Annotated in this window: 23 protein-coding genes and 1 pseudogene; 10 read left to right on the top strand and 14 right to left on the bottom strand. The window is 69.7% G+C overall.

Annotated elements, in window-relative coordinates; translation table 11 throughout:
* The first annotated feature begins 5 nt into the window (after window positions 1-5).
* Together ACZ7LT_RS22655 and ACZ7LT_RS22650 are read left to right on the top strand one after the other, a co-directional pair.
* Window positions 6-1199 (top strand): restriction endonuclease subunit S, encoded by a 1194-nt coding sequence (locus ACZ7LT_RS22655; protein ID WP_471237868.1) that lies wholly within the window; start codon window positions 6-8, stop codon window positions 1197-1199.
* Window positions 1199-4345: a type I restriction endonuclease subunit R gene (locus tag ACZ7LT_RS22650; RefSeq protein WP_471237867.1), complete on the top strand. Its 3147-nt coding sequence runs from the start codon at window positions 1199-1201 to the stop codon at window positions 4343-4345. Before ACZ7LT_RS22655 ends, ACZ7LT_RS22650 begins: the two co-directional genes overlap by 1 nt.
* 13 nt (window positions 4346-4358) lie before the next feature.
* On the opposite strand, the gene ACZ7LT_RS22645 is transcribed toward ACZ7LT_RS22650, so the two are convergent.
* From ACZ7LT_RS22645 to ACZ7LT_RS22630, 4 genes are all read right to left on the bottom strand, one after another.
* Entirely contained in the window at window positions 4359-4766 is a 408-nt protein-coding gene (locus ACZ7LT_RS22645; RefSeq protein WP_471237865.1) for a PIN domain-containing protein, read from the bottom strand.
* Window positions 4763-5038: a hypothetical protein gene (locus ACZ7LT_RS22640; protein ID WP_471237864.1), complete on the bottom strand. Its 276-nt coding sequence runs from the start codon at window positions 5036-5038 to the stop codon at window positions 4763-4765. The genes ACZ7LT_RS22645 and ACZ7LT_RS22640 overlap by 4 nt, the downstream gene beginning before the upstream one ends.
* 331 nt (window positions 5039-5369) lie before the next feature.
* Window positions 5370-5624: a type II toxin-antitoxin system RelE family toxin gene (locus ACZ7LT_RS22635; protein WP_471237863.1), complete on the bottom strand. Its 255-nt coding sequence runs from the start codon at window positions 5622-5624 to the stop codon at window positions 5370-5372.
* Window positions 5617-5883: a type II toxin-antitoxin system Phd/YefM family antitoxin gene (locus ACZ7LT_RS22630; protein ID WP_471237862.1), complete on the bottom strand. Its 267-nt coding sequence runs from the start codon at window positions 5881-5883 to the stop codon at window positions 5617-5619. The genes ACZ7LT_RS22635 and ACZ7LT_RS22630 overlap by 8 nt, the downstream gene beginning before the upstream one ends.
* Window positions 5884-6372: 489 nt before the next feature.
* Here ACZ7LT_RS22630 and ACZ7LT_RS22625 point away from each other — a divergent pair, with 489 nt between their 5' ends.
* Window positions 6373-6843: a DIP1984 family protein gene (locus tag ACZ7LT_RS22625; RefSeq protein ID WP_471237861.1), complete on the top strand. Its 471-nt coding sequence runs from the start codon at window positions 6373-6375 to the stop codon at window positions 6841-6843.
* A gap of 257 nt (window positions 6844-7100) precedes the next feature.
* Here ACZ7LT_RS22625 and ACZ7LT_RS22620 read toward each other — a convergent pair.
* From ACZ7LT_RS22620 to ACZ7LT_RS22605, 4 genes and pseudogenes are all read right to left on the bottom strand, one after another.
* Window positions 7101-7423, bottom strand: a pseudogene (locus ACZ7LT_RS22620) (hypothetical protein).
* Between the two features lie 255 nt (window positions 7424-7678).
* A complete protein-coding gene (locus tag ACZ7LT_RS22615) occupies window positions 7679-8113 on the bottom strand; it encodes an ester cyclase (protein ID WP_471237860.1) in 435 nt (144 codons plus the stop codon).
* 60 nt (window positions 8114-8173) lie between these two features.
* Complete coding sequence (locus ACZ7LT_RS22610) at window positions 8174-9454, bottom strand: MFS transporter (protein ID WP_471237859.1); 1281 nt, start codon at window positions 9452-9454, stop codon at window positions 8174-8176.
* Window positions 9455-9606: 152 nt separating this feature from the next.
* Window positions 9607-10197 carry a malonic semialdehyde reductase gene (locus ACZ7LT_RS22605; RefSeq protein WP_471237858.1) on the bottom strand — a complete coding sequence of 197 codons (591 nt, stop codon included), beginning with the start codon at window positions 10195-10197 and terminating at the stop codon, window positions 9607-9609.
* A 207-nt stretch (window positions 10198-10404) separates the two neighbouring features.
* Here ACZ7LT_RS22605 and ACZ7LT_RS22600 point away from each other — a divergent pair, with 207 nt between their 5' ends.
* The gene (locus ACZ7LT_RS22600; RefSeq protein WP_471237857.1) at window positions 10405-10911 is read left to right on the top strand and encodes a MarR family winged helix-turn-helix transcriptional regulator; all 507 of its coding nucleotides are present in this window, start codon (window positions 10405-10407) and stop codon (window positions 10909-10911) included.
* Between the two features lie 104 nt (window positions 10912-11015).
* On the opposite strand, the gene ACZ7LT_RS22595 is transcribed toward ACZ7LT_RS22600, so the two are convergent.
* Entirely contained in the window at window positions 11016-12131 is a 1116-nt protein-coding gene (locus ACZ7LT_RS22595) for a threonine synthase (protein ID WP_471237856.1), read from the bottom strand.
* A gap of 188 nt (window positions 12132-12319) precedes the next feature.
* Here ACZ7LT_RS22595 and ACZ7LT_RS22590 point away from each other — a divergent pair, with 188 nt between their 5' ends.
* The 6 genes from ACZ7LT_RS22590 (at window position 12320) to ACZ7LT_RS22565 (ending at window position 19409) form a co-directional block, all read left to right on the top strand.
* Window positions 12320-13891 carry a S8 family peptidase gene (locus ACZ7LT_RS22590; protein ID WP_471237855.1) on the top strand — a complete coding sequence of 524 codons (1572 nt, stop codon included), beginning with the start codon at window positions 12320-12322 and terminating at the stop codon, window positions 13889-13891.
* A gap of 457 nt (window positions 13892-14348) precedes the next feature.
* Window positions 14349-15101, top strand: a complete 753-nt coding sequence (locus ACZ7LT_RS22585; RefSeq protein WP_471237854.1) for a GntR family transcriptional regulator — start codon at window positions 14349-14351, stop codon at window positions 15099-15101.
* Between the two features lie 414 nt (window positions 15102-15515).
* Window positions 15516-15695, top strand: coding sequence for an SPOR domain-containing protein (locus ACZ7LT_RS22580; RefSeq protein WP_019889160.1), 180 nt, complete (start codon window positions 15516-15518; stop codon window positions 15693-15695).
* A 42-nt stretch (window positions 15696-15737) separates the two neighbouring features.
* Complete coding sequence (locus ACZ7LT_RS22575; protein WP_471237853.1) at window positions 15738-16142, top strand: (deoxy)nucleoside triphosphate pyrophosphohydrolase; 405 nt, start codon at window positions 15738-15740, stop codon at window positions 16140-16142.
* Window positions 16143-16258: 116 nt separating this feature from the next.
* Window positions 16259-16687 carry an ATP-binding protein gene (locus ACZ7LT_RS22570; protein ID WP_471237852.1) on the top strand — a complete coding sequence of 143 codons (429 nt, stop codon included), beginning with the start codon at window positions 16259-16261 and terminating at the stop codon, window positions 16685-16687.
* Window positions 16688-16889: 202 nt separating this feature from the next.
* The gene (locus ACZ7LT_RS22565) at window positions 16890-19409 is read left to right on the top strand and encodes a SpoIIE family protein phosphatase (protein ID WP_471237911.1); all 2520 of its coding nucleotides are present in this window, start codon (window positions 16890-16892) and stop codon (window positions 19407-19409) included.
* A gap of 44 nt (window positions 19410-19453) precedes the next feature.
* Here ACZ7LT_RS22565 and ACZ7LT_RS22560 read toward each other — a convergent pair whose 3' ends face one another.
* From ACZ7LT_RS22560 to ACZ7LT_RS22540, 5 genes are all read right to left on the bottom strand, one after another.
* Window positions 19454-20164: a PspA/IM30 family protein gene (locus tag ACZ7LT_RS22560; RefSeq protein WP_471237851.1), complete on the bottom strand. Its 711-nt coding sequence runs from the start codon at window positions 20162-20164 to the stop codon at window positions 19454-19456.
* An 83-nt stretch (window positions 20165-20247) separates the two neighbouring features.
* Window positions 20248-22344, bottom strand: coding sequence for a TPM domain-containing protein (locus ACZ7LT_RS22555; RefSeq protein ID WP_471237850.1), 2097 nt, complete (start codon window positions 22342-22344; stop codon window positions 20248-20250).
* A 54-nt stretch (window positions 22345-22398) separates the two neighbouring features.
* The gene (locus ACZ7LT_RS22550; RefSeq protein ID WP_471237849.1) at window positions 22399-23172 is read right to left on the bottom strand and encodes a succinate dehydrogenase/fumarate reductase iron-sulfur subunit; all 774 of its coding nucleotides are present in this window, start codon (window positions 23170-23172) and stop codon (window positions 22399-22401) included.
* Complete coding sequence (locus ACZ7LT_RS22545) at window positions 23169-25070, bottom strand: fumarate reductase/succinate dehydrogenase flavoprotein subunit (RefSeq protein ID WP_471237848.1); 1902 nt, start codon at window positions 25068-25070, stop codon at window positions 23169-23171. Before ACZ7LT_RS22545 ends, ACZ7LT_RS22550 begins: the two co-directional genes overlap by 4 nt.
* Window position 25071: 1 nt before the next feature.
* Window positions 25072-25905, bottom strand: coding sequence for a hypothetical protein (locus tag ACZ7LT_RS22540; RefSeq protein WP_471237847.1), 834 nt, complete (start codon window positions 25903-25905; stop codon window positions 25072-25074).
* Window positions 25906-25951: the final 46 nt, after the last annotated feature.

The raw sequence follows: 25951 nt of genomic DNA, 5'->3' as shown, positions 1-25951 counted from the left end.
CGGTCGTGCCCGAGACGTGGACGACGATCCGTCTCGGATGGCTATTTCAGCCCATTTCCGATCGAGGTCACGAGGACGCGATGGTCCTCAGCGTCTACCGTGACCATGGCGTGGTACCGAAGGACAGCCGCACGGACAACTTCAACCGCACGCCCGAGAATCTGAGCAATTACCAACTCGTGCGGCCCGGTGACCTGGTGGTGAACCGAATGAAGGCTTGGCAAGGCTCACTCGGTATCTCCGAATACGAGGGCATTGTCAGCCCCGACTATGAGGTGCTTCGGCCGATTGCCTCAGCGCATGACCGCCGCTTCGTCCACAGCCTGCTCCGCTCCCGTGGCCTGATCGACCAGTATGCCCTCCGCTCCACGGGCATCCGGCCCTCCCAGTGGCGCCTGTACTGGGACAAAATGAAGACGATTGAGGTATCTCTGCCCTTGGTGGGAGAGCAGCGAGCCATCGCCGACTACCTCGACCGCGAGACGGCCCGCATCGACATGCTCATCGAAGAGCAGCAGCGGCTGATCGAGATGCTCCGCGAGCGCCGAGCGGCAGTCATCTCGCATGCCGTGCTGGACGCGACGTCCGTGCGGACCCAACTACGCAGAGTTGCCGACGTTATCGATTGCGCCCATGTGACTGCCGAGTTCGTCGACGACAATCACCGATATCCGGTGGCGAGCATCCGCGAGTGTCAGGGTGCCACGGTAGATCTCTCGGGATGTAACTACACGACGGCAGAGTTCTTCGATCACCTCCGGGCTTCAGGGAGGGCGCCCCGCCCGGGCGATCTGCTGTTCATTCGAAACGTTTCCGTCGGGCTGGTTTCAGTTGTGACTCCGGACCTGCCCGAGTTCGCGGTTGGGCAGGAGACTGTACTTCTACGCCGAAGCACGGACATCGATTCATCGTTCTTGCGCTACACGCTGATCGGGGCCGAGGTCCGACATGCGATTGAGAGCGCCATGATCGGTAGCACGTTCCGACGAATCAACGTGTCTGCCATTCGTGCCCTGCCAGTGCCGATTCCTTCGCTTGATGAACAGCGGCGCATTGTGGTTCAACTGGACGAGCAGACCGCGAATATCGACATGCTCATTGCCGAGACCGAGCGATTCATCGTGCTCTCCAGGGAGCGCCGGTCGGCGCTGATCGCGGCGGCGGTGACGGGGCAGATCGACGTACGACAGGGGGCGTGATGGCTGACCACAACGAGGTGGTCTTCGAGGCGGAGATCTGCGAGTACCTGCGGGATCACGGTTGGCTGTACTCGAAGAATGACCGTGATGGTGGTGAGTACGACCGGGAGCGGGCGCTGTTCCCGGCAGATCTGTTCGCGTGGCTGGAGGCGACGCAGAAGCCGGCATACGAGAAGGCGCTGAAGGCGGCGGGCTCGCAGGAAAAGTTCCTTGATGTCCTGACCGCCGCACTGGACCGGCCGCTGGAACATGGCGGCGGGACGCTGAACATCCTGCGCAACGGAGTGCAGTACATCGGCGGTGGCCGGTTGAAGATGGCGCAGTTCCGCCCCGAGACGTCGCTCAACGCGACCACCACGGCGCACTACGAGGCGATGCTGGTGCGGGTGGTGCGGCAGGTGCACTTCTCGACCGCTGACCAGCGCAGCGTCGATCTGGTGTTCTTCGTCAACGGTCTCCCGGTGGCAACGGTGGAGCTGAAGACCGACTTCACCCAGTCGCTGGACGAGGCGGTCAACCAGTACAAGCAGAATCGCAACCCGTTGACGAACGGACGGCCGGAGCCATTGCTGTCGTTCGGCCACCGGGCTCTGGTGCACTTCGCGGTCTCGAACGGCCTGGCGGCGATGACTACGAGGCTGGAGGGAGAGAAGACCCACTTCTTGCCGTTCAACATCGGCTTTGACAGCGGTGCCGGCAACCCGCCCGGCGCGGACGGACGGTCGGCGACGGCGTACCTATGGGAGCGGGTGTGGGAGAAGCATGCCTGGCTGAACATCATCGGGCGGCTGATGATCGTTCAGACCAAGGAGGAATGGGACGTCACCACCGGCACATCGGTGCGGCGTACGAGCATGCTCTTCCCGCGGTTCCACCAGTGGGAGGCCGTCACGAGCATCGTTAAGGCGGTGAAGGAGGAGGGTGTCGGGCAGCGGTACCTGATTGAGCACTCGGCCGGGTCAGGGAAGACGAACACCATCGCCTGGACAGCCCATCGGCTGGCGCGGCTACATGTCGATGACCAGAAGGTCTTCGACTCGGTCATCGTGGTCGTGGACCGCACGGTGCTCGACTCACAGTTGCAGGATGCGATCCGGCAGATCGACGGCTCCGGCAAGATCGTCGCGACTATCAGCCCCGAGGACGTCCGCAAGGCCGGCGCGAAGTCGAAGTCGGGTCTGCTGGCGCAGGCGTTGAAGAACGGTGAGCTGATCATCGTCGTGACGATGCAGACCTTCCCTCATGCGCTGGAGGAGATACGGACCGACGCCGGCTTGAAGGGCAAGCGGTTCGCCGTCATCGCCGATGAGGCGCACTCCTCCCAGTCGGGTCAGATCTCCTCGAAGCTGAAGCAGGTGCTGACCGCTGAGGAGGTGAAGGAGATCGAGGATGGTGGCGAGATCGATGTGGAGTCGTTGCTCGCCTCGGAGATGACCGAGCGGGCCGAGTCGGAGAACATCTCCTACTTCGCCTTCACTGCGACGCCGAAGAACAAGACGCTGGAGCTGTTCGGCCGTAAGGGCGCCGACGGGAAGCCGTACGAGTTCCACCTGTATTCGATGAAGCAGGCGATCGAGGAGGGCTACATCCTCGACGTGCTCAAGGGTTACCAGCACTACGACACCGCGTTGAAGATCGCCGGCAGGGCCGAGAGTGGTGACGGAGGGGAGGTCGAGGAGGGTGCCGCGCGCAAGGGTCTGATGCGGTGGGTGCAGCTCCACCCGACGAACATCAGCCAGAAGGTGCAGATCATCGTCGAGCACTTCCACGCCAACGTCGCCTACCTCCTCGAAGGCAAGGCGAAGGCGATGGTCGTGACCGACTCGCGCAAGTCCGCGGTGAAGTACAAGCTGGCCATCGACGCCTACATCGCCAAGCGTCGCGCCGAGGACGCCTCGTACAACTACCGCACCCTGGTCGCCTTCTCCTCCGGGGTGGCGATGGCAGAGGACGAGACCTGGCACAGCGACTGGGGCCCGAGGCCGTCGAAGGACGACGAGTTCACCGAGGCCAACATGAACCCCGGCTCCGGGGCGGATCTGGCGGCTGCGTTCAAGGGCGATACGTACAAGATCATGCTGGTCGCCAACAAGTTCCAGACCGGCTTTGATCAGCCCCTGCTTTCGGCGATGTACGTCGACAAGAAGCTGTCAGGGGTCGCCGCGGTGCAGACGCTCTCGCGGCTGAACCGCACGCACCGCACCGCCGGTGGGGAGCAGAAGCGCAAGACGTTCGTCATCGACTTCGCCAACAAGCCCGAGGACATCAAGGCGGCCTTCGAGCCGTATTTCAAGAACGCGACCCTGGAGACCGAGACCGATCCGTACGTCGTCGTCCACCTGGCCAACAAGCTTGCTCAGGCCGGAATCTACGCCGAGGACGAAGTGCGTAAGGTCGCCGAGCTGTGGGTGACCCGGAAGGGTAACAACGCGCTCTCGGCGGCGATCAGCCCGGCGCAGCACGACTTCCGGCGCCGCTACACGCGAGCGATCGAGGATGAGGACAAGGTCACGCTCCAGGCACTCGACCTGTTCCGTAAGGACGTCTCCACCTACGTACGTCTCTATGACTTCATGTCCCAGATCGTCGACTACGGCGACCCCTATATGGAGATGCTCTCGATCTTCCTGCGCCTGCTGGAGAAGGTGATCGCCGAGTCCGCTTGGGCGGCCGACGTGGACCTCTCCGACGTGGCGCTGGTCGGGGTCAAGCACAACAAGGCGATCGCGGTCGACATCTCACTCGTGGGCGACGGGCGACTGAAGGGCATCAGTGCCGTCGGCACGGGTACGAAGAAGGATCCTAAGTACGTCGCCCTCCAGGTCGTCATAGACAAAATGAACGATCTCTTCGGTGCCGAATCGTTCACCGCATCGCAGATCAGGGAGTTCGTGCAGGGTCTCGTCGAGCGGTTGCTTGCCGACACGAACCTGGTCAAGCAGACCAAGGCGAACTCCAAGAAGCAGTTCCTGGAGTCACCAGACTTCCAAGCGGCCGTCACGGAGGCAGTCGCAGACAACCAGGACGCCCACAACACGATGGCCGACTACTTCTTCACCGATGGGCCGGCCATCAACTCGATCATTCTCGCTCTCGCGGACGCCTTCTACGAAGCAGCAGTCGATCAGCAGGTGGGTTCAAGCTGAGTAGACGCCGAGGTCAGACGTCCTTGATCTGTACTTGGTCGCCGCACAGCTTCGACCAGTCGTCGCGATCCGAGGTCAGTACGAGGACAGGTGTCGGGGAGCGAAGCGCCATCGCGGCGACGAGGGCATCAATGGCGTACTTGTGGCCGTGCAGGCCACCGGCGTCGCTCAGCAGCTGCACAGCGGTGAGGCTGTCTGCCTGGGTGACGTCTTGGACCTGCAGGCGGGAGAGCAGCCAGCGCAGCCGGGCGGTGTCCGTCTTCCCGTAGACGGCCTCCACCACCGTCAGGGCCGACACGAGGACGGGCACGCCTACGCGTCGAGCAGCCTCGATCCGGGTGATCATCCGGCGATCGTTGCGCAGCAGCAGCGATAGCGCCTGGGAGTCGAGCACCAGGGACCTGGCCGCGGGCTCCTTCATGCGGCGCTGTCGTTCGACGCGTAGGGCGCCGATGCTTCTCCGAACAGTTCGCTTTGTACGGCCTGGACTTCGGCTTCGCTCAGCGGCTCGTGCTCGGCTTCGTAGGCGGCCACGATCTCGGCGAGGCCGTCCATGGCGAGCTGATGCCGGACCGCCGCCGTCACGTACGCGGACACTCCGCGCTTGCCGGTACGCGTGCGCAGAGCGCCGAGGAGTTCCGAGGGCATCGAGACGGAGATGTTCTCCGTGCCGCCGGGGCGAGGTGACTTCATAGTCGCAATTCTAGTACAGAAACTATTACAGTGCCGAGGTTCTGTGCGGCTGCAGCCTTGGCGCATAGTCTTGGCGTTCTGGATCTTCTTGTACTTTGTCGAGAATCCCGTGCTGGGATGGTGCTGGGATGCGCCCGCATAACCGCAGGTCAGAGCGGTTGTGGTGGAGTTCCGCTTCAACGTCTGATCGAACACGCGGAGGCGCCCTGACCTGCGAGAATGCGGGTCAGGGCGCCTTGCTGTCCGCAGCAGTCCGCAGAACTCCGGCCTCGTTTCCCCGCCGCCGCGCGGAGTGCCCGATCTGCGGCCCGGCGCCGAGCGGTCACGTCCCCTAGACGGTGGTTCGGTGTTCGACGTGGACGACCCATACCACCAGTTCCCCGTTGTCGATCGTGTAGATGGCGCGGTAATCGCCCACCCGGAGGCGGCGGCGATCGGGCTGGGACACGAGAGCCGTGGTGCTGAAGCCGAAGGGGTCGCTCTCCAGCTCGGTCAGTTTGGCGAGGATGCGGAGCGCCATGTCGCGGGGGATCTTGCGTAGCTCCGCTTGAGCCTCGGGTCGGAAGACGGTGCGGTATTCACTCACTGCGCGCAAGTGTTTCCTTCATGACGTCCTCGATCGGGACGCCGGCCGAGCGGTTCGCCATACGCTCGTCGATGATCCGGTTGATCTCGCGCTCCTCCCACTCCTGGTACTTGCGCAGCACCTCGATCGACACCACGGCGGCCACTTGCTTGCCGCGCCGCGTGATGACGGTGGGCACGTCGTCCCGATCGGCCCGCTCGACGACCTCGGCCAGGTGGGCACGTACATCGCGGATGGACTCTATGGGCATCTGACTCATGCGCCCAAGCGTACCGAGTGTCGCATGTGTACACAATGGGGGTCCGGCTCTGGAGTCAGTAGTCAGGTCACATACCAGGCCAGGTTGCGCACCACATCGATCCGCGATGCGCGGGGACTTCCGAGCATGGGGCCAAGTCCCGCCAGGCCCTGATGGGTGCCGGTCCGGCGGCGTTGTTCCTCCGGGGGTGTAGCCGGGCTGGTCATGGAGGTGTGGATGGCCTGAACCCTGCGGCACTCGCCGCGGTCGGGCCACAGTTCAATGGGGCGGATGATGGCACGAATCAGCCGCCCGTGACGTGCGGAGGATCTGGATCGAGACAGGCAGCCCGCGGGCGCGCATCGCAGCGCGCTGGTGCAGACCGTTGGGGGCTCAACTCGCTCGTCCCGTAGTCGTTCGGTCCGCCGGGCAGGGGCGGGCGACCCGCCTGCGTATGCCGAGGCGGTGCGCTGGCATACTCCGCACGGATCTTGAGGGAGGGGCGGGCCTGTGAAGCTTGCGGAGGCGCTGGCGCTGCGTGCGGATGCGGCGCGGCGGGTCGAGCAGTTGCGTGCCCGGGTGGTCGGCAGCGCGCGGTATCAGGAGGGTGAGGCGCCGGCGGAGGACGCGGCCAGCCTGTTGGAGGATGCCGGTGCGGCGCTGGACGAGCTTGAGTCGTTGATCCGGCGTATCAATCGGACCAACGCGCAGGCGCTGATCGCCGGGGGCGGCACCCTCACCGACGCGCTGGCGCGGAGGGACGTGCTGCGGTTGCGGCACGCCGTGATCACCTCGGCGGCCGACGCCGCCGCCGGCCGTGATCAGCGCGGCTCGGGCCGGCAGCTGCGGTCCGAGCTGAAGATGCTCTCGGCGCTCCCGGTCGCGGAGCTGCGCGCGCAGGCGGATGTCCTGGCCCGGGAGCTCCGCGAGATCGACGTACTGATCCAGCGGTCGAACTGGGAGGTCGATCTGCTGGACTGAGCGGTGCTCGGTGTGGAGCAGGTAGTCGTCACGGAGGCGTGCACAAGCCGTGGGTCGGCGGTCAATCCGGCCCCTCCTGGTGCGTGGAGAGCAGCGCGGGGGTTCGATTCCCCGAATCACAGAGCAGCTCAGCACAGCGCACAGGTGACGGTGCACAGCGCACAGTTCATCACCATGTGCAGATCCGGGACGGTGAGGGCGGGATCGGGGATTTCCACACTGCACGCTCGGACGCGCCGTCGACAGGGCGGGCTCGTTCAGCTCTTGCGGGGCGGCGTGAGCTTGTCCAGGTCCAGGCTGATCTCGAAGGGGACCGGACGCTGGAGCGAGCCTCGGAAGATGCCGGCGGGGGCGTAGGCACGGGTCGGCTCGTCGAGCTCGTAGACATGGACGACGGGTGCGCCGTCCTCGTCTTCGACACGCCAGTAGTGGGGGATGCCGGCCTCCGCGTATGGTGCCACCACCTCTGGGGCGACATCATGAAGACGAGTGATCCGTCGATCAGCTCGGTGTGGCGGGGTGCCTCGGGGAGGCGGTCTGGATGCGCCCGCCGCGCCCGGAAGGCTGGCTCAGCGGTCATGGCTTCACCGTAGCGGTCGGCGGGTGAGGCCGACGGACCAACGCTGGAGCTCGACCGCCGCCGCGGCGATCGCTGCCAGATCGCGGGCGGGTGCGGTTAGCGCCCGCTGCCTCGCGTGTGCGGGGAGCGGCAGCCTGCCCACCGGCTACCTCTTCGTATGCCGTAGCTGCGGGCGGCACATGGCGTACGCGGACTTCACATAGGTCGCCGCCGGGACGAGCGGCGCCCGTCGGCGGGCGGGTCGCCGGGGGCTGCTCAGGCTTCCTCGGGGACGAGGCCCAGTTGGCCGAGGAAGTCCAGTTGGTCGAAGTAGAGGCGGTAGCTGACGATCTTGCCGTCGGAGTCGACCGTGGCCGCGTCGCAGCCGCGGATACGGATGTCCTTGTGGGTCGGCGGGAGGGTCTCCCCGGTGGGGAGCTGGAGCGGGGCGGTGTTTCGGCCGCTGAAGAAGCCCTCGTCGATGGCCGTGTCGCCGGTTTCGTAGCTGTACACCGGCTCGTACGTCGCGTCCGGGAACGCCTCGACCATCTGCTGGTAGTACTCGACGACCTTCTCGCGTCCCTCGATCTCCCCGGCGTCCGGAGTGACCGCGACCACGTTCTCGGCGAAGACCTCCCGGAAGGCCTCCGGCTTGCCGCCCGTCGTCACCGCCTCGGTGAGCCGGTCCATGGCTTCGCGTGCCTGGCCCATGATCCACCTCCCGGGTGGAGCGGTGTGGGTGTGCTCACCCTCATTTTCCCACGTCGGCACCTACGCGCCCAGCGTGAGCAGCGCCGCGATCGCCGGGCCGAAGGCGCCGCCCAGCTGGTAGCAGAGGTTGAACAGACCGATCGCCGTGGGGCGTTCGGTGTCGTCGCTGCCGCGCATCGCGTGGACGCCGAGGGTCGCCTGGCCCGCCGTCGTGGCGAAGACCGCCAGGGTGGCGACCGGCAGCAGGAGCGCCGCCCAGGGCGTGAGCAGGGCGGTCAGCGGGGCGAGCACGGCGGTGACCAGCAGGATCGTCAGGACCTTGCCGTAGCCCAGCCGCGCCGAGACCGCCGCGAACGCCATCGACAGCACCGAGCCGGCCAGCAGGGCCACGAGCTGGCCCGTACCGATCGCGGACGTCGACCAGTCGGTGCGGTCGCGCAGCAGCTGCGGGACGGTGAAGAGCAGGGTGAAGTACGAGGTCGCTATGGCGCACACGAGCAGCGTGGAGACGACGAACCTGCGGTCGCCCAGCAGCTTCGCCGGTACGAACCCGGTCGGCCGGCGGCGTACGTGCAGGGTGAGCAGCGCGGCCGTGACCAGCGTGGCCAGGACCGCGGGCAGGGGGTAGCGGGGGATCAGCACCACGGAGGTCGCCGTCAGGATCAGCAGCGCGGCGCCGCGGCCGTCGAAAGCAGGGCCGGAGGCCGGGGCCGTACGGGCGGCCGGGGCGAGCCGGAGGACCGCCGGTACGGCCAGGACCGGCAGCGCGGAGACCGCCATCGACGCCCGCCAGGACACGGAGTCCGCGATCAGCGATCCGAGCAGCGGGCCGACCGCGCCGAGAACGCCGAACCCTGCCGTGATCACTCCCATCCGGCGCACCGAACCAGCCAGGCTCATCGCCGCCGTGATCAGGCCCGCCCCGCCCGCGGCCTGGGCCACCCGGCCCGCCATGGCGAGGGGGAGGGACGGCGCGACGGCCACGATCAGGGTGCCGAGGAGGACGAGCCCGGCGTTGAGGTGGAGCGTGGTGCGCAGGCCCCGGTGGCGCAGCAGCGCCGCCATGAGCGGGGTGCCGGTCGCCATCGCCCAGGCGAAGGCCGTGACGAGCCAGGTCGCCGACGCCGTGGTGATCCCGAGCGACGACGCCATGTCGGGGAGGATCAGGACCGGGCTGTTGGCGCTCGCCGCGATCGGCGTGGCCAGCAGGGCGAGCCAGAGGACGGGGACCTGGCGGGACGAGTGGGGCGCGGGGGTCGCGGGCGCCGTACGTGACGTGGCCGGGGTGGGGGCCGCCGGGGCCGTGCGGGGTGTGTGGGCCGTGCGGGCCGTGTGGGTCATGAGGGGCTCCGGGGTGGGGAGGGAGAGGCGGAGAGGGGGCGTCGTCAGACGGTGGTGACGACGTCCTCGTAGGCGCGGCGAGCGGGGGCTGTGCTGTCCCGGGGGCGACCCCCGGACCCCCGGCAGTGGGGGCGTCCGTCGTGTCGGCGTCGTCAGACGGTGGTGACGACGTCCTCGTAGGCGAGGCGCGGGGAGCGGGGGAACCAGGCGTCGTCGCCGGGCTTGCCGATGTTGACGACCATGATCGGGGTGTGGTCGTCGTCGAGGAATTCCTTCTGGACGCCCGCGAAGTCGACGCCGGTCATCGGGCCGGCGGCGAGGCCCGCGGCGCGGACGCCGAGGATGAAGTACGCGGCCTGGAGGGCGGCGTTGAGCAGCGCGGAGTTCTCCCGGACCGGACGCTCGGTGAAGAAGAGGTCCTTGGCCTGCGGGAAGTGCGGCAGCAGCGCCGGGAGCTCCTCGTGGAACTCGTTGTCGGCGGAGAGGATCGCGACCAGCGGGGCGGCGGCCGTCTTGGGCTGGTTGCCCTCGGCCATGTGCGTCACCAGGCGCTCGCGGGCCTCGGCCGAGCGGACGAGCGTGATCCGCAGCGGGGTCTGGTTGAAGGCGGTGGGGCCGTACTTGACCAGGTCGTAGATGGCCTGGACCTGCTCCTCGGTGACCGGCTCGTCGGTGAACGTGTTGGCGGTGCGGGCCTCGCGGAAGAGCAGGTCCTGGGCGGCGGAGTCGAGAGCGAGAGACATGGGATGCTCCTGTGGCATGGGACGGCTGGCGTGTGACGGCTGACGGTTGACGTGCGACGGCTGGCGCCTGACGGCGCGTCGGTGCACCAAGCCCCTCAGGCTTGATAATCTCAACGTTGAGATAAAAGCAGCCGTCTCCTCTCAACGTCAAGTGTCTTAACGTTGAGAAGGCGTGGATTGAGAAAGCTTGCGTTGAAAGGAGTGGCGATGCCGGACGCAATCGACGCGATCGTCGGTCAGTGGAGCAAGGAGCGTCCCGATCTCGCGGACGCCCTCTGGCCCGTGGAGTTGCTGGGCCGCGCCCAGCGCCTGGCCCGCATCGCCGAGAAGTCGGCCAAGGAGATGGCGGCCAAGCACGGCGTGGAGCACGGCGAGTTCGATGTGCTCTCCACGCTCCAGCGCTCCGGCCCGCCGTACACCCTCACGGCCGGCGCCCTCCTCAAGGCCGCCATGGTCACCTCAGGCGCGATCACCAACCGCATCGACCGCATGGAGGCGAAGGGCCTGGTCGAGCGGGTCCGGGACGGCGAGGACCGTCGTACGGTGCAGATCCGCCTCACCCCGCAGGGGCATGAGGTGATGAGTCTGATCATCGGCGACCACCTGGCGAACTACGCCCGGCTGCTCACCGACGTGGACCGTGAGACGTGCGCCCGCACCGCCGACGGGCTCCGCGCCGTCCTGGAGGCGCTCGGCGACACCAAACTCTGCTGAGGGACGCGACGGCCCTGTCAGTGCCCTGCCCCGACGGCCCGTCAGCGCCCAGCCTCCGACGGCCCGTCAGTCCGCAGCAGCCGCAGCCCCCGTCGGCCTGCCCGTCAACCCCCAGTAGCCACCGGCCTACCCGCCAGCCCCGTCTTCGCCCCCGCCCCGCACAGCGGCACCACCGCCGTGCCGGGCCCCCGCCTCTCCCGTACCGCCGCCCAGCACGCCACCCCCGTCGACTCCACGAACAGGCCCCGCCGCGCCAGATCCAGCTGCGCGGCCCTGATCGCCTCCTCCGTCACCGTCAGGAACGTGCCCCCGGTGTCCCGTACGGCCCGCAGGATCTGGCGGGCCCGTGGCGGGTTCGGGATCGCGATGCCTTCGGCGAGGGTCGGGGCCATGCCTCCCGGGCGGTCCGTCAGGTCGTCCGCGCCCGCCCGGAACGCCCGCGCCAGCGGCGATGCCGCCTCTGCCTGGACGGCGACCAGCCGGGGCTTGGCGTCGATCAGCCCGTGCCCGTACAGCTCGCTCACAGCGAGCCAGGCGCCGAGCAGCAGCGTCCCGTTGCCGACCGGGACGACGATGTCGTCCGGAAGCCGCCCGCCCAGGTCCTCCCAGAGCTCGTACACGTACGTCTTCGTGCCATGCAGGAAGTACGGGTTGTGGACGTGCGACGCGTAGAAGGTGCCCGGCTCGTCGGCGGCCGCGCGGGCGGCGAGCGCGGTGGCCTCGCGGTCCCCGGGAACGACAACCAACTCCGCGCCGTGCGCCTGGATCTGCTCCAGCTTCTTCGGGGACGTGCCCTGGGGGACGTATACGACGCAGGTCACCCCGGCCCGTGCGCAGTACGCCGCGACGGCCGTACCGGCGTTGCCGCTGCTGTCGGCGACCACCCGGCGCGGGGCGAGCCGACGGGCCAGTTCTGCGAGTTGGACGGCTCCCCTGTCCTTGAAGGAGAGCGTCGGCATGAGGAAGTCGAGTTTGGCCGAAACCGTGTCGGTCAGCGGCACGAGGGGGGTCCGGCCCTCGCCGAGCGTGGCGTACGGGTCCGAAAGCGGCAGCGCCTCCGCGTAACGCCACAGTGAATTGACCCGACCCGCAAGGGAGTCGAGCGGTACCGGCGCGGCATGGAAGTCCAGGTCCCAGGGGCCTTGGCAGCGCGGGCAGTGCCACACCATGGCCTCAACCGGAGCCTCGGCTTCGCATTGCGGACACACGAACATCGCCATGGGCGCCAGCATGGCAGTTGTGTGGCACACGTGTTACGTGCCTTCCCGGGCCCTTGTGTGATTCCTATGGATCCGTCAATCTTTCGCTGGCAGTCGGACAAGGGAAACGCCGTGTACACCTCGTCGGTGATTGTCATGTCCCTGCTCACCCCCACAGCAGCGCACCACCAATGAGGAGGACCCCTCACATGTCAGTGATGCGTGACTCGCGGCGCAGACTCGCCGCCGCCAGCGCCATAGCCGTCGCCGCTCTGGCGCTCGGCACCGCCTCCGCGTTCCCGGCCGCCGCGGCGGACGCCTCCCCGGAAGGCGTGATCCAGAACGCGGGTGCCCCCGGCACGATCGCGGGCAGCTACATCGTCACCCTCGACGACTCCGCCGACGCGGAGTCGAAGGCGGGCCGGGCGATCGCGGCCAAGCACGGCGCCACGATCAAGAAGACGTTCACGTCGGCGATCAACGGCTACTCCGTCCAGGTTTCCGAGGCGCAGGCGAAGAAGCTCGCCGCCGACCCGGCCGTCGAGTCCGTCGTGCAGAACCGCGTCTTCAAGATCAGCGGCACGCAGCCGTCCCCGCCGTCCTGGGGTCTGGACCGGGTCGACCAGCGGGCCCTCCCGCTCAACCAGAGCTACACCTACCCCGACACCGCCGGTGACGGCGTGACGGCGTACATCATCGACACCGGCGTCCGCATCACCCACAGCGACTTCGGCGGCCGCGCCTCCTACGGCTACGACGCCATCGACAACGACAACACCGCGCAGGACGGCCACGGCCACGGCACCCACGTCGCCGGCACCGTCGCCGGGTCCTCCTACGGTGTCGCCAAGAAGGCCAAGATCGTCGGCGTCCGCGTCCTCGACAACTCCGGCTCGGGCACCACCGAGCAGGTCGTCGCCGGTATCGACTGGGTCACCCGGAACGCCGTGAAGCCGGCCGTCGCCAACATGAGCCTCGGCGGCGGTGTGGACTCCGTCCTCGACCAGGCCGTGCGCAACTCGATCGCCTCCGGTGTCACGTACGCCATCGCCGCCGGCAACGACGGCGCCAACGCGTCCAACACCTCCCCGGCCCGCGTCACCGAGGCCATCACGGTCGGCTCCACGACCAGCAGCGACGCCCGCTCCAGCTTCTCCAACTACGGCAGCGTCCTCGACATCTTCGCGCCGGGCTCCTCCATCACCTCGGCCTGGAACAACAGCGACACCGCCACCAGCACCATCTCCGGTACGTCCATGGCGACCCCGCACGTCGCGGGCGCGGCCGCGGTGTACCTCTCGGACAACCGCACGGCGACGCCGGCCCAGGTGGCCACCGCCCTGACGACCGCCGCCACGCCCAACGTCGTCGGCAACCCCGGCACCGGCTCCCCGAACCGTCTCCTGTACGTCGGTGGCGGCGGCACCACCCCGCCCCCCGGCAAGAAGTTCGAGAACACCGCCGACTACGCGATCAACGACCACGCGACCGTCGACTCCCCGATCGCCGTCAGCGGTGTCGCCGGTAACGCCCCGGCCACGCTGAGCGTCTCCGTGGACATCAAGCACACGTACATCGGCGACCTGAGGGTCGACCTCGTCGCCCCCGACGGCACGCTCTACAACCTGCACAACCGCTCGGGCGGCAGCGCGGACAACATCGTCAAGACGGTCTCCGTGAACGCCTCCTCCGAGGTCGCCAACGGCACCTGGAAGCTGCGCGTGAACGACAACGCGAGCATCGACACCGGCAAGATCGACGCCTGGTCGCTGACGTTCTGACAGCGTCCGCGCGCGTGAAGTCCGCGCATGTGAACTGAACTCCTGAGGGGCGGCCGCCACCAGCGGCCGCCCCTTCCCATGCCCCTGCCGTCGCGGCGCACGATCTTCTCGCTGATCAGCACCGTTCTGCTGAGCGCGAGCCTGGAGCGTGCTGCTGGTCGTCGCCGGGCGGGAACGAGGAGCCAGCCTTCGCCGAGGACCAGAAGTGGGCCCGGACCGTCTCGACCGCCCTCGCGTCGGCCGCCAACGAACTGAAGGCCCGTCAGCGGCCAGCTTTGGTCTGGACCATTGAGGTCAAGGGGCTGGTCGTGCCACCGCCGCGATCCGCGGCGCTACCCCCGGTAAGTCCCTGCTGAACGCCAACTCATCACTTCGGGTGAAACTTTGGCCCACGCTTGCTTCGCTCAACCGTGGGTTGCCACGCTGTAGCTGTCTGTCAACCTGAGGGGAGTGTCCTGTGACATTCGGTGAGCAGCCCGCCTATCTGCGTGTCGCCAGCGATCTCCGGCAGAAGATCGTCAATGGCTCGCTGCCGCCGCACACCCGGCTCCCCTCGCAGGCCCGTATCCGCGAGGAGTACGGGGTCTCGGACACCGTCGCCCTGGAGGCGCGCAAGGTGCTCATGGCGGAGGGGCTGGTCGAGGGTCGCTCGGGTTCGGGGACGTATGTACGGGAGCGGCCGGTGCCGCGTCGCATCTCCCGCTCCGGGTACCGCCCGCCGGGCGGTGCCAACCCCTTCCGGCAGGAGCAGGCGGAGGAGGGGGCGCGCGGCACGTGGGAGTCGGGCAGCGAGCAGGAGAACGCGAGCGCGGCCGTGGCCGCCCGGCTCGGCGTCCCGCCCGGGGAGCGCGTGATGCGTACCCGTTACGTCTTCCGGGACGCGGGGGAGCCGATGATGCTCTCCACCTCCTGGGAGCCGCTGTCGGTCACCGGGCGAACGCCCGTGATGCTGCCCGAGGAGGGGCCACTGGGGGGCTGTGGCGTCGTCGAGCGGATGGCGGCCATCGACGTCGTCGTCGACAACGTCATCGAGGAGGTCGGCGCCCGCCCGGGGCTCGCCGAGGAACTGCTGGCGCTCGGCGGCGTGCCCGGGCATGTGGTGATGGTCGTGGAGCGTACGTACTTCGCGTCCGGACGGGCGGTGGAGACCGCGGACGTGGTCGTGCCGGCCGACCGCTTCCGGATCACGTACCACCTGCCGGTGCGGTAGCCGAGGGGCGGCGGTCCTGCGGCCCGCCCGAAGCTGGTCGGCCGGCCGAGGGCCCAGGCCCTGGGCGCGGCGCCACCCCGCGGTGCCCGGCTTACGAGCTTTCCCGGGCGCCGCATTCCGCCCCGGCCCGATCTGTTCGCTCTGCTGCTCCCTGGACGCCCCATGCGGTGACGGGTCAGGGGGGCGCCCTTTCTGCTGCCCATTGCCCGTGGTTCCGGGCCCGAGGGCGGTCGGCGGCGGCCTGACGCTCCGGCGCGCGCCCCCGTCCTGCGCCGCTTCTTGGCCATCTCCGTACCTCTTTGTGAAAACACGTATCCGCTGTGTAAAGGTCAGGCGTAAGCTCAGGCATATGCGCAGTGCGGTTTCCTGGGGATCGTGGGCGATGGCAAGCGGGCCGGCGAAGGGTGGGGCGTGATGAACGACAGTGGCGCTGTACTTCCCTGGCTGGTCATACGGCAGGACGACAACGGCAACCGCTATCGCGTCGGCAGATACGCGACCAAGGACGAGGCGCAGAAGATCGCCGACAGCCTCGACGCGCGCGGGCACCGACAGCTCTACTGGGTCGAGCGCATCGGCCAGCCCGCGCACTGACCCCGCGGCCCGCGCGCCGGGCCGCGGGTTACGCTCCGGCACATGACCGTTCGTGTGGTGGTGGCCGGAGCCGTGTACGACCAGGGGCGGCTGCTGGCAGCGCGCCGCAGCGCCCCTCCCGAGCTCGCCGGCCGCTGGGAGCTGCCCGGCGGCAAGCTGGAGCCCGGCGAGAGCCCGGAGCAGGCGCTCGTACGCGAACTGCGCGAGGAGCTCGGCGTGGAGACCGAGCCCGGTGAGCGGATCCCGGGCGAGTGGCCCCTGCGGCCTGGCCTGGTGCTTCAGGTCTGGACGGCCCGGGTGGTCTCCGGAGAGGCCCGGCCCCTTCAGGATCATGACGAGCTGCGCTGGCTGACCCGGCACGAGCTCGACACCGTCGACTGGCTGGACCAGGACCGACCGGCCGTGGCCGAGGCCGGCCGCCGCCTGCCGGACGGAGTGCGCGGCTGAAGCTGTACGCCGTTCGTGCCACAGTGCGCCCATGGGCGGGATAGCAGGCCAGGAATATCGGGTATGTGCTGATTAACCCCCCGAAATAGGACGCGGGTCTCCTGCTGGTCTGGGATGTGATCGGCGTGGTCTACACCGACGGCGAGTACGCCGAGTGGACCTTCCCGGCTGAACCCGACGCAGTCCGCACCGCCCGCCACGTCGTCCGGGACACCTTGCGCAGCTGGCAGCTGGACCCGGCGATCGGCGATGTGACGGTGCTGCTGGTCAGCGAACTGGTGACCAACTCCCTGCGCTACGCCTCCGGGCCGATCGGCGTCCGCCTGGTCCGCGTCGCGGCGGACAGGACCACCCCCGCCGTCCACCCCGCCCTCCTGGTCGAAGTCTCCGATCCGCTTCCGGATCCGCCCTCCGAACGCGCCGCCGGACCGGACGACGAAGGAGGACGGGGGCTCCAGCTCGTGGCCTGCACCGCCCGGCGCTGGGGAACCCGCAAAGGCAGGACGGGCAAGACGGTGTGGTTCGAGCTGGCTCTGCCTGGTTAGAAGTGAGAAGGGACAACGATCACGGGGGAACTCCTTGGGGGCTCACTGAGACTCGGCTCAAAATGAACGAGACCAGCCTGTGATCGTGAACGTCGTGCCGTCGGGGGCCGTAGTACTGAATACTGCGGGCATGGCCGGTCCGGTGCGGTGAGCTGGAGGGGACGGTCGCGTGAGCGAGATACCTGAGACGGCGAGCGGCGTCATGTGGCAGAGCAGCCCGCCTGGCTCGATTTATGACTACATCAAAGTCGCCTCCTTCTCGATCGGGCCTGACGGCCTGGTCGACCAGTGGAGCAGGCGTGCCGCCGAGCTGTTCGGCATTCCCGCCGCCGAGGTCCGCGGCAAGGACCCGGTCGAGGCATTCCTCCCGGGCGACCTGCGGCCGCGCGGCCACCGCAAGGTCGCGGAGATCCTGGACGGCAAGGAATGGACCGGCCTCGTCCCGTTCCGGATACCGGGGGAGAACCGGGCACACGGCCTCGCCGAGGTGTACGTCATGCCCAGCGAGACGGAGGCCGGTGCCCGCGCCGCGCTCTGCATCGTCGTCGACGTCCGCACCCTGCGCCGGATCGAAACGGATCTGGCCGCCTCGCAGGCGATGTTCGGCCAATCCCCTTTCGGCTTTCTGCTGTTCGACACCGACCTCACGGTCAAGCGGGCCAACCAGCGCTTCGCCACCGTCTTCGGCGGCACCGCCGAGGACCACCGCGGCCGTACCGTCCACGACTACCTCTCCCGGCCCGAGGCCGAGCGGATGACCGTGGCCCTGCGTAAGGTCCTGGAGACCGGAGAGTCCGTCACCGACCTCCAGCTCGTCGGAGCGCCCCCCGGCTCCACCGACCGCCGCCACTGGTCCATCAACCTCTACCGGGTCCACAGCGGCACCGGCCGGCCCATCGGCGTCGCCGGACTCGGCACCGACGTCACCCGCCGCGACAACGCCGCCCGCGAGGCCGCCAGCGCCCGCCGCAATCTCGCCCTCCTCAACGAGGCCAGCGCCCGCATCGGCAACTCCCTCGACCTGGAGACGACCGCCCGCGAACTCCTCGACGTCGCCGTGCCCGGCTTCTGCGACCTCGCCTCCGTCGACCTCTACCAAGGCCTGCTCACCGGCGACGAGGCCCCGCCCGGCCGAGGCGGCTCCTCCGGGCTCGGCGGCAGCGCCGAGCTGCGCCGGGTCGGCTTCGCCAGCGCCGTCGCCGACGCCCCGCTGATGCACGCCGGGGCCGCCCCCGGCTGCTGCGAGGACGGGCCCGTCGCCCTCGGAGCCGTACACCGCTATCCGTTCAACTCGCCCTGCGCGAGCGCACTGCGCACCGGGCGCGTACAGGCCCTGCCCGGCGCCGAGGGCAGCATGATCCAGTCCACCCTCGCCGTGCCGCTGGTCGCCCACGACACCGTCGTCGGACTCGCCCTCTTCTCCCGGACCAAGGGCAGCGAACCCTTCGGGGAACGCGACCGGGCCCTCGCCGTCGAGCTGGCCGCCCGCGCCGCCGTTTGCATCGACAACGCCCGCCTCTACCGCCGCGAGCACGAGCGGGCCCTCATCCTCCAGCGCAGCCTGCTGCCGCCCGGCGACCCCGAGGCCGCCGGACTCGACATCGCCTGCCGCTATCTGCCCGGCAACACCGCCACCGAGGTCGGCGGCGACTGGTTCGACGTCATCGAGCTGCCCGGGCACCGCACCGCCCTCGTCGTCGGCGACGTCATGGGCCGCGGGCTGCGCGCCGCCGTCGCCATGGGCGAACTGCGCACCGCCGTCCGCACCCTCGCCCAGCTCGACCTGGAACCCGCCGAGGTCCTCTCCCACCTCGACGAGATCGCCCGCGGTCTCGGCAGCCCCGGAGCCCAGCACAACGCCCGCGTCCCGGCCAAGGCGCGCGGCCCCGAGCTCTCCGAGGTCTATCTCGCGACCTGCGTCTACGCCGTCTACGACCCGGTGACCCGCCGCTGCACCTTCGCCAACGCCGGCCACCTCCCGCCCGTCCTCGTCGAACCCGGCGAAGAAGCCCTGATGCTGGACGTGCCGCCGGGCATGCCGCTCGGCGTCGGCGGCGAACCCTTCGAGGAGGTCGAGGTCGAGCTCCCCGAGGGCGCCCTGCTCGCCCTCTACACCGACGGGCTCGTCGAATCCCGCGACCACCCCCTCGACGAGGGCCTGAGCGCTTTCCGCCGCGCCCTCACCGATCCGGCCCGCCCCCTCGAAGACGTCTGCGACCGGGTCCTCACCACCCTCGAAACCGGGCACGGCGAGGACGACATCGCCCTCCTGATGGCCCGGATCCAGGGCCTGCCGACCGAGGCCGTCGGCGACTGGCGGCTGTCCCGCGAGCCCCGCTCCGTGGGCCGGGCCCGCGAACTGGCCAGGACCCAGCTCACCGCTTGGGGGCTCGACTCGCTGATCGACACCGTCGAGCTGCTGGTCAGCGAGCTCGTCACCAACGCCCTGCGGTATGGCGAGGGCGAGATCCGCCTCAGACTGCTGCGCGACCGCACCCTGGTCTGCGAGGTCTGGGACGCCGGCCTCGTCCAGCCTCGCCGCCGCCGGGCCCGCGACACCGACGAGGGCGGCCGCGGACTTCAGCTCGTCGGTCTGCTCAGCGCCGGCTGGGGCTCGCGCCGCACCCCCCGCGGCAAGACGGTCTGGTTCGAACTGGGCCTGCCGGACGGGGACGGACCGGCCGGCGAACCGACCGTGGAGCAGCTGCTGAGCATGTTCTGAGCGACCAGGCCCCGGCCGGCGGCCGATCCCGCGCGCGTGGTCCGCTACGCCGCCTTCAGCGCCGCCAGCCGGGCCTCGACCTCCGCCCTGTCGCCCAGACTGTCCAGCTCCTCGAACTGGGCGTCCAGCGACGAGGCGGCCAGCTCCTGCTTGCCCATCGCCTTCGCCTCCTCGCGCCGCACCTTGTCCTCGAAGCGGCTCAGGTCGCTCGTCGGATCGAGCACGTCGACGCTCTTCACCGCGTCCATCATCCGGTTCTGCGCCTCGGCGGACTTCGCCCGCGCCACCAGCTCGTCCCGCTTGGCCTGGAGCTCGGTCAGCTTGGCCTTCATCCGGTCCAGACCGCTCTTGAGCTTGTCCACGACCTCCGTCTGCGCGGCGATGGTCGGCTCGGCCGTCCGCGCCTCCTTCTCCGACTGGAGCTGGCGGCCCAGCGCCACCTTCGCCAGGTTGTCGAACCGGTCGGCGTCCGCCGTCTGCCCCGACGCCCGCAGCTCGTCCCCCTTCCGGCTCGCCGCCAGCGCCTTCTCCCCCCACTCCCGCGCCGCGTCCACGTCCTCCTGGTGGTCCTGCTCCAGCAGCCGCAGATTGCCGATCGTCGACGCGACCGCCTGCTCGGCCTCCGTGATGTTGCTGCTGTAGTCGCGGATCAGCTGGTCCAGCATCTTCTGCGGGTCCTCCGCCTGATCCAGCAGCGCGTTGATGTTCGCCTTCGCCAGCTGGGCCACGCGGCCGAGGACGGTCTGCTTGGTCATCGCACCTCTCCTTGGAACCGAAAACCTCGACAACCCCGAGAAACCTGAGAACCCCGACTACGCCAAGACCGCGGGCGAACAGGTCAGAAGCGACCCCCGCCGCCCAGCCGCCCCCTCGTCCCTCCGCCGCCGAAGCTCCCCGGCCCGCCGAACCCGCCACCGAGCCCGCCGCCGAAGCCCCCACCGAAACCACCGCCATGGCCGCCTCCCCTGCCGCCGCCGAACAGTCCGCCGAGGATGATGCCGCCGAGCACCGCACCGCCCAGCCCGCCGCCACCTCCCACTCCTGATACACCGCCCACCGCGTCCGGGTTCCCGTACGTGCGCACATCCTGCTCGGCCAGCTGCTGCGCCTGGCGGGCCAGCGCGTCCGCCTGCTGCGCCTGGGTGAGGGCGGCCTGCGGATTCTCCGAGCCTGCCAACTCCCGGGCCTCCGTCAGCCTCCGCTGGGCCTCCGCCAGGCGGGTACGGGCCACGCTGCCCACCGCGCCCCGGTGCGTCGTGATGTAGTCCGACGCCGCGCCGATCGCCGAGCGGGCGGTCAGCATCGCCTGGTCGAGCAGCACGCGAGCCCGTCGCGCACCCGACTCGCGCTCCCGCGCGCCGGCCAGCGCCTCGTCCAGCGCCGTGTCCGCCTCCTCCACCCGGCGCAGCGCCTCCAGCGGGTCGTACGGCCCCGCCTCGGCCAGCCGGTGCACATCGGCGAGCACCGACCGGGCCCGGCCGATGCGGCCCCGCAGATCCGCCGTCGACACCCCCGGCGGCACCCCCTCCAGCAGCCCCTGCGCGTCGGCGAGATCGGCCTCCGTCTCGGACAGCGCGCCCGGCAGCTTGCCGACCGCCTCCGCGAGCTCCTGGCCCCGCCGGTCGACCGCCTCCGCGAGCCGCCCCGCCTGGTCGAGAGCGCCCTCCGCGGCCCGTACGTGCACCGCCGCGGCGCCGTTCTCATCGGCGTCCACGGCCGCCCGGCCCTTTTCGAGATTGGTGCGCGCGAACAGCAGACGGTCCTTGGCCTGCTCCACGTCGCCCGCCACCGGCGAGGCCGCCGACTCGGCGTACCGCTCACGCATCGCCGTCAGCACCGCCTCCGCCGTCGCCACCTTGCCCGTCAGCTCGTGGAAGGCCGTCTCGGCCGCGGCCAGCGCCTGTGGGGCGTTGCGCTCCAGGTCCCGCAGCCGGTCGAAGTCCGCCGCCTCGGCGTCCAGCCGCTCGTTCACCGTCGCGCACCGCGTGATGATCTCCTCCAGCATCCCGTGCCGGGTCGCGTCGTCCTCGGGGATCGCGTCGTCCAGCTGCTGGCGCAGCCGGAACGCCGCCGTCAGCTCGCCCTTGGCGAACCGCACCGCCTCCTGGAACGGCGCCACCGCCTGATCGCCGAACTGCGCCGTCGCGAACCCCAGCTCCTCCTGGCTGGTGCGCACCGCGTCGTCCGTCTCGACCAGCGCCTGCCGCGCCTGGACGTCCAGTTCCGCCAGGGACGGAGGCTCCGGCTGCCGCGGCGGCCCCCAGCCCTGTCCGCCCTGCGGGGTGGTGCGGGTGGTGCTGCGCCTGCGCCGCCTGGCGTACGCGTACGCGGCGGCCGCCCCGGCCCCGCCCACCACGACGACCGGCAGGATCAGGTCCGAGGCCCAGGCGCCGTCGTCCGCGCCACCGGGATCGGCGGCCCCCGGGGTGATGGCGGGCGTCGGGACGGGCCGGCCGGCCAGGACGGCGGAGAAGCCGTCGGCGGCGCCGATCGCCGCGCCCGCCCAGTCGTTCTGCCGCAGCGCGGGCTCGATCGCGGTACGCGCCACGTCGTCGAGCTGCGCCTGGGTCAGTCGGGAGGCGGGGTCCGCCGAGTAGGCGTACTGCCGGTCGTGGGTGGCGACGGCCAGCAGCACGTCGTCGGTGCCGAGGCCGCTCAGCGTCGCGGTCTGGTCCGCCCAGCTCTGCGGAGCGCGTCCGGAGAAGTCCCGTACGTACGCGACGAAGAGCTGCACACGCCGCTCGTCGTAGAGCTGGTCGAGCGCCCGGTGCACCGCCTGCGCGCGGTCGCCGAGCGCCCCGACCCGGTCCGTGACCTGCCCCTGGGAGGACAGCGGGCCGGGGTCGTCGGCACCGGCGCCCGGCACGGCGGGCACGACCAGCCACCACGCCGCCACCAGCACACAGAGCAGGGCCCGGGTGGCTCTTCGCGTCACATTTCGGAGGTTATGCCGGGGGCTGGGCCTCCGCGACCGGGCGCCGGGGCACGCTCACCCCTCGCTCCTCCGCCGGATCTTGCTCCCCAGCCACACCAGCGGGTCGTACTTACGGTCGACCGCCCGCTCCTTCAGCGGGATGAGCGCGTTGTCCGTGATCCTGATCCCCTCCGGGCAGACCTCCGTACAGCACTTGGTGATGTTGCAGTACCCGAGTCCATGCTCCTCCTGCGCGGTCCGCTTGCGGTCGAGCCCCGCCTCCTCGGCCGCGTCCAGGGGATGCATGTCCAGCTCCGCGACCCGCATCAGGAAGCGCGGCCCGGCGAAGGCGGCCTTGTTCTCCTCGTGGTCGCGCACCACATGGCACGTGTCCTGGCACAGGAAGCACTCGATGCACTTACGGAACTCCTGGGACCGCTCCACATCGATCTGCTGCATCCGGTACTCACCGGCCGCCAGGCCCTTCGGCGGCACGAAGGAGGGCACCTCGCGCGCCTTGGCGTAGTTGAAGGACACGTCCGTCACCAGGTCGCGGACGACCGGGAACGCCCGCAGCGGCGTCACCGTGATCGTCTCCTCGCGCGAGAAGACCGACATCCGGGTCATGCACAACAGCCGCGGCCGCCCGTTGATCTCCGCGCTGCACGAGCCGCACTTGCCGGCCTTGCAGTTCCAGCGCACCGCCAGATCCGGCGCCTGGGTCGCCTGCAGCCGGTGAATGATGTCGAGGACGACCTCGCCATCGTTGACCTCGACCGCGAAGTCCTTCAGACCGCCGCCGTCGCCGTCGCCCCGCCACACCTTGAACCGTGCCTCATACGTGCTCACTCGTAGAGCTCCTCTTCGGCGAGGTACTGGACCAGCTCCTCCTTCTCGAAGAGGGCGAGCAGGTCGGGACGGATGGGCTCGGTGCGCTGACGGACAAGGGCGATCCGGGCGGCGGCCGGGTCCGCAGGGGCCGGTTCGACCGGGCGGCACACCAGATTCACCGGGCGCCACGCCCGGTCCATGGAGGGGTAGTCCTCGCGGGTGTGCCCGCCGCGGCTCTCCGTGCGCTCCAGGGCCGACAGCGCGACGCACTCGCTGACCAGCAGCATGTTCCTCAGGTCCAGGGCCAGGTGCCAGCCGGGGTTGAACTGCCGGTGCCCCTCCACCCCCGCGCGCCTGGCCCGTACGCGCAGCTCGGCCAGCTTCTGAAGGGCCTGGGCCATCTCCGCCTCGCGCCGGATGATGCCCACCAGGTCGTTCATCGTCTGCTGGAGCTCCTGGTGCAGCGCGTACGGGTTCTCTGCGCCGTCCTCCGCGCGGAACGGGGCCAGCGCCTCGGCCGCCGCCGCGTCGATCACCTCTGCGGGCACCTCGTCCCGCAGGTCCATCACGGCGGCGTGCTCGGCGGCGTGCGCCCCGGCGCGGCGCCCGAACACCAGCAGGTCGGACAGGGAGTTGCCGCCGAGCCGGTTGGATCCGTGCATGCCGCCCGCGACCTCACCGGCCGCGAAGAGCCCGGGCACCCCGACGGCGGCCGCGGTCTCCGACTCGACGGCGATCCCGCCCATCACGTAGTGGCAGGTCGGCCCGACCTCCATGGCCTCCGCCGTGATGTCCACATCCGCCAGTTCTTTGAACTGGTGGTACATGGACGGCAGCCGGCGCCGGATGGTCTCGGCCGGCATCCGGGTGGACACGTCGAGGAACACCCCGCCGTGCGGGGAGCCCCGACCCGCCTTCACCTCCGCGTTGATCGCGCGGGCGACCTCGTCGCGGGGCAGCAGCTCGGGCGGGCGGCGGTTGTGGTCGGGGTCGTCGTACCAGCGGTCGCCCTCCTCCTCGGTCTGCGCGTACTTCTCCTTGAAGACCTCGGGGATGTAGTCGAACATGAACCGCTTGCCCCCGGAGTTGCGCAGCACCCCGCCGTCGCCGCGCACCGACTCGGTGACCAGGATTCCCTTCACCGACGGCGGCCAGACCATCCCGGTCGGGTGGAACTGCACGAACTCCATGTTCACCAGCGACGCGCCCGCGAGCAGCGCCAGCGCGTGCCCGTCCCCGGTGTACTCCCACGAGTTGGAGGTCACCTTGAAGGACTTGCCGATGCCGCCGGTCGCCAGGACCACGGCGGGGGCCTCCAGGACGAAGAAGCGCCCCGACTCACGCGCGTAGCAGAAGGCCCCCGCGACCCGGTCGTGGGCCTTGAGGACCTGGGTGACCGTGCACTCCTGGAAGACTTTGAGCCGGGACTCGTAGTCACCGGTCCGCTCGAAGTCCTCCTGCTGCAGGGAGACGATCTTCTGCTGGAGCGTACGGATCAGCTCAAGGCCGGTCCGGTCGCCGACATGGGCGAGCCGGGGGTACTCGTGCCCGCCGAAGTTGCGCTGGGAGATCCGGCCGTCGGCGGTACGGTCGAACAGCGCGCCCCAGGTCTCCAGCTCCCAGACCCGGTCGGGTGCCTCGCGCGCGTGCAGCTCGGCCATCCGCCACTGGTTGAGGAACTTCCCGCCGCGCATGGTGTCGCGGAAGTGCACCTGCCAGTTGTCGTTCTCGTTCGCATTGGCCATGGAGGCGGCGATACCGCCCTCGGCCATCACCGTATGGGCCTTGCCGAAGAGTGACTTGCAGATCACGGCGGTACGGGCGCCGCGCTCCCGCGCCTCGATGGCGGCCCGCAGCCCGGCCCCGCCCGCGCCGACCACGACGACGTCCCACTGCTGCCGGTCCACATGAGCCATGTCAGAAGATCCTCGGGTCGTCGAAGGTGCCGGTCGCGAGCAGGTACACGTAGAAGTCGGCGAACGCCACGCTGAACAACGAGGTCCAGGCGAGCAGCATGTGATGGTCGTTCAGCCGGCCCACCAGGCCCCAGAGGCGGTAGCGCACCGGATGCCGGGAGAAGTGCCGCAGCCGGCCGCCGATGATGTGCCGGCAGGAGTGGCAGGAGAAGGTGTACGCCCAGATCAGCACGATGTTGACCAGGAAGACGACGGTGCCGAGCCCCGCGTGCCCCCAGGCGTAGGAGGCGTCGCGGAAGGCCAGGACGGTGTCGTAGGTGAGGATCGCGGCGACGGGGACGGCGGCGTAGAAGAAGTACCGGTGGATGTTCTGGAGGATCAGCGGAAAGCGGGTCTCGCCGGTGTACTTCCGGTGCGGCTCGGCGACCGCGCAGGCCGGCGGGGAGGCCCAGAAGCCGCGGTAGTAGGCCTTGCGGTAGTAGTAGCAGGTCAGCCGGAAGCCGAGCGGGAAGATGAGGATCAGCAGGGCGGGGGACAGGCCCCACCAGCTGCCGAAGATCTCCCAGTTGGGGCCGTCCTTCATGGGCACGCAGTTCTCCGCCAGGCAGGGCGAGTAGAACGGCGAGACGTACGGCGCGGCGTAGTAGTCGCTGTTCGAGAACGCCCGCCAGGTCGAGTACACGACGAAGGCGAGCAGTCCGGCCGCGGTGAGCGCGGGGGCGAGCCACCAGCGGTCGGTACGCAGATGACGGGCGGCGATGGCGGCGCGCGAGGCTTCGTGCACACCGCCCCCGCGGCCCGTGGCGAGATCGGCTGGGTCGGTGCCTGTGGCCAACGAGGTCTCCTAGGGCGGGTGCCGGTCGGGGGCTCGCGTCTGCCCG

It is taken from the genome of Streptomyces sp. NPDC039465 (assembly GCF_055639315.1).
Note: the sequence above shows the minus strand (reverse complement) of the source record. Positions and strands in the feature narration are given on the sequence as shown.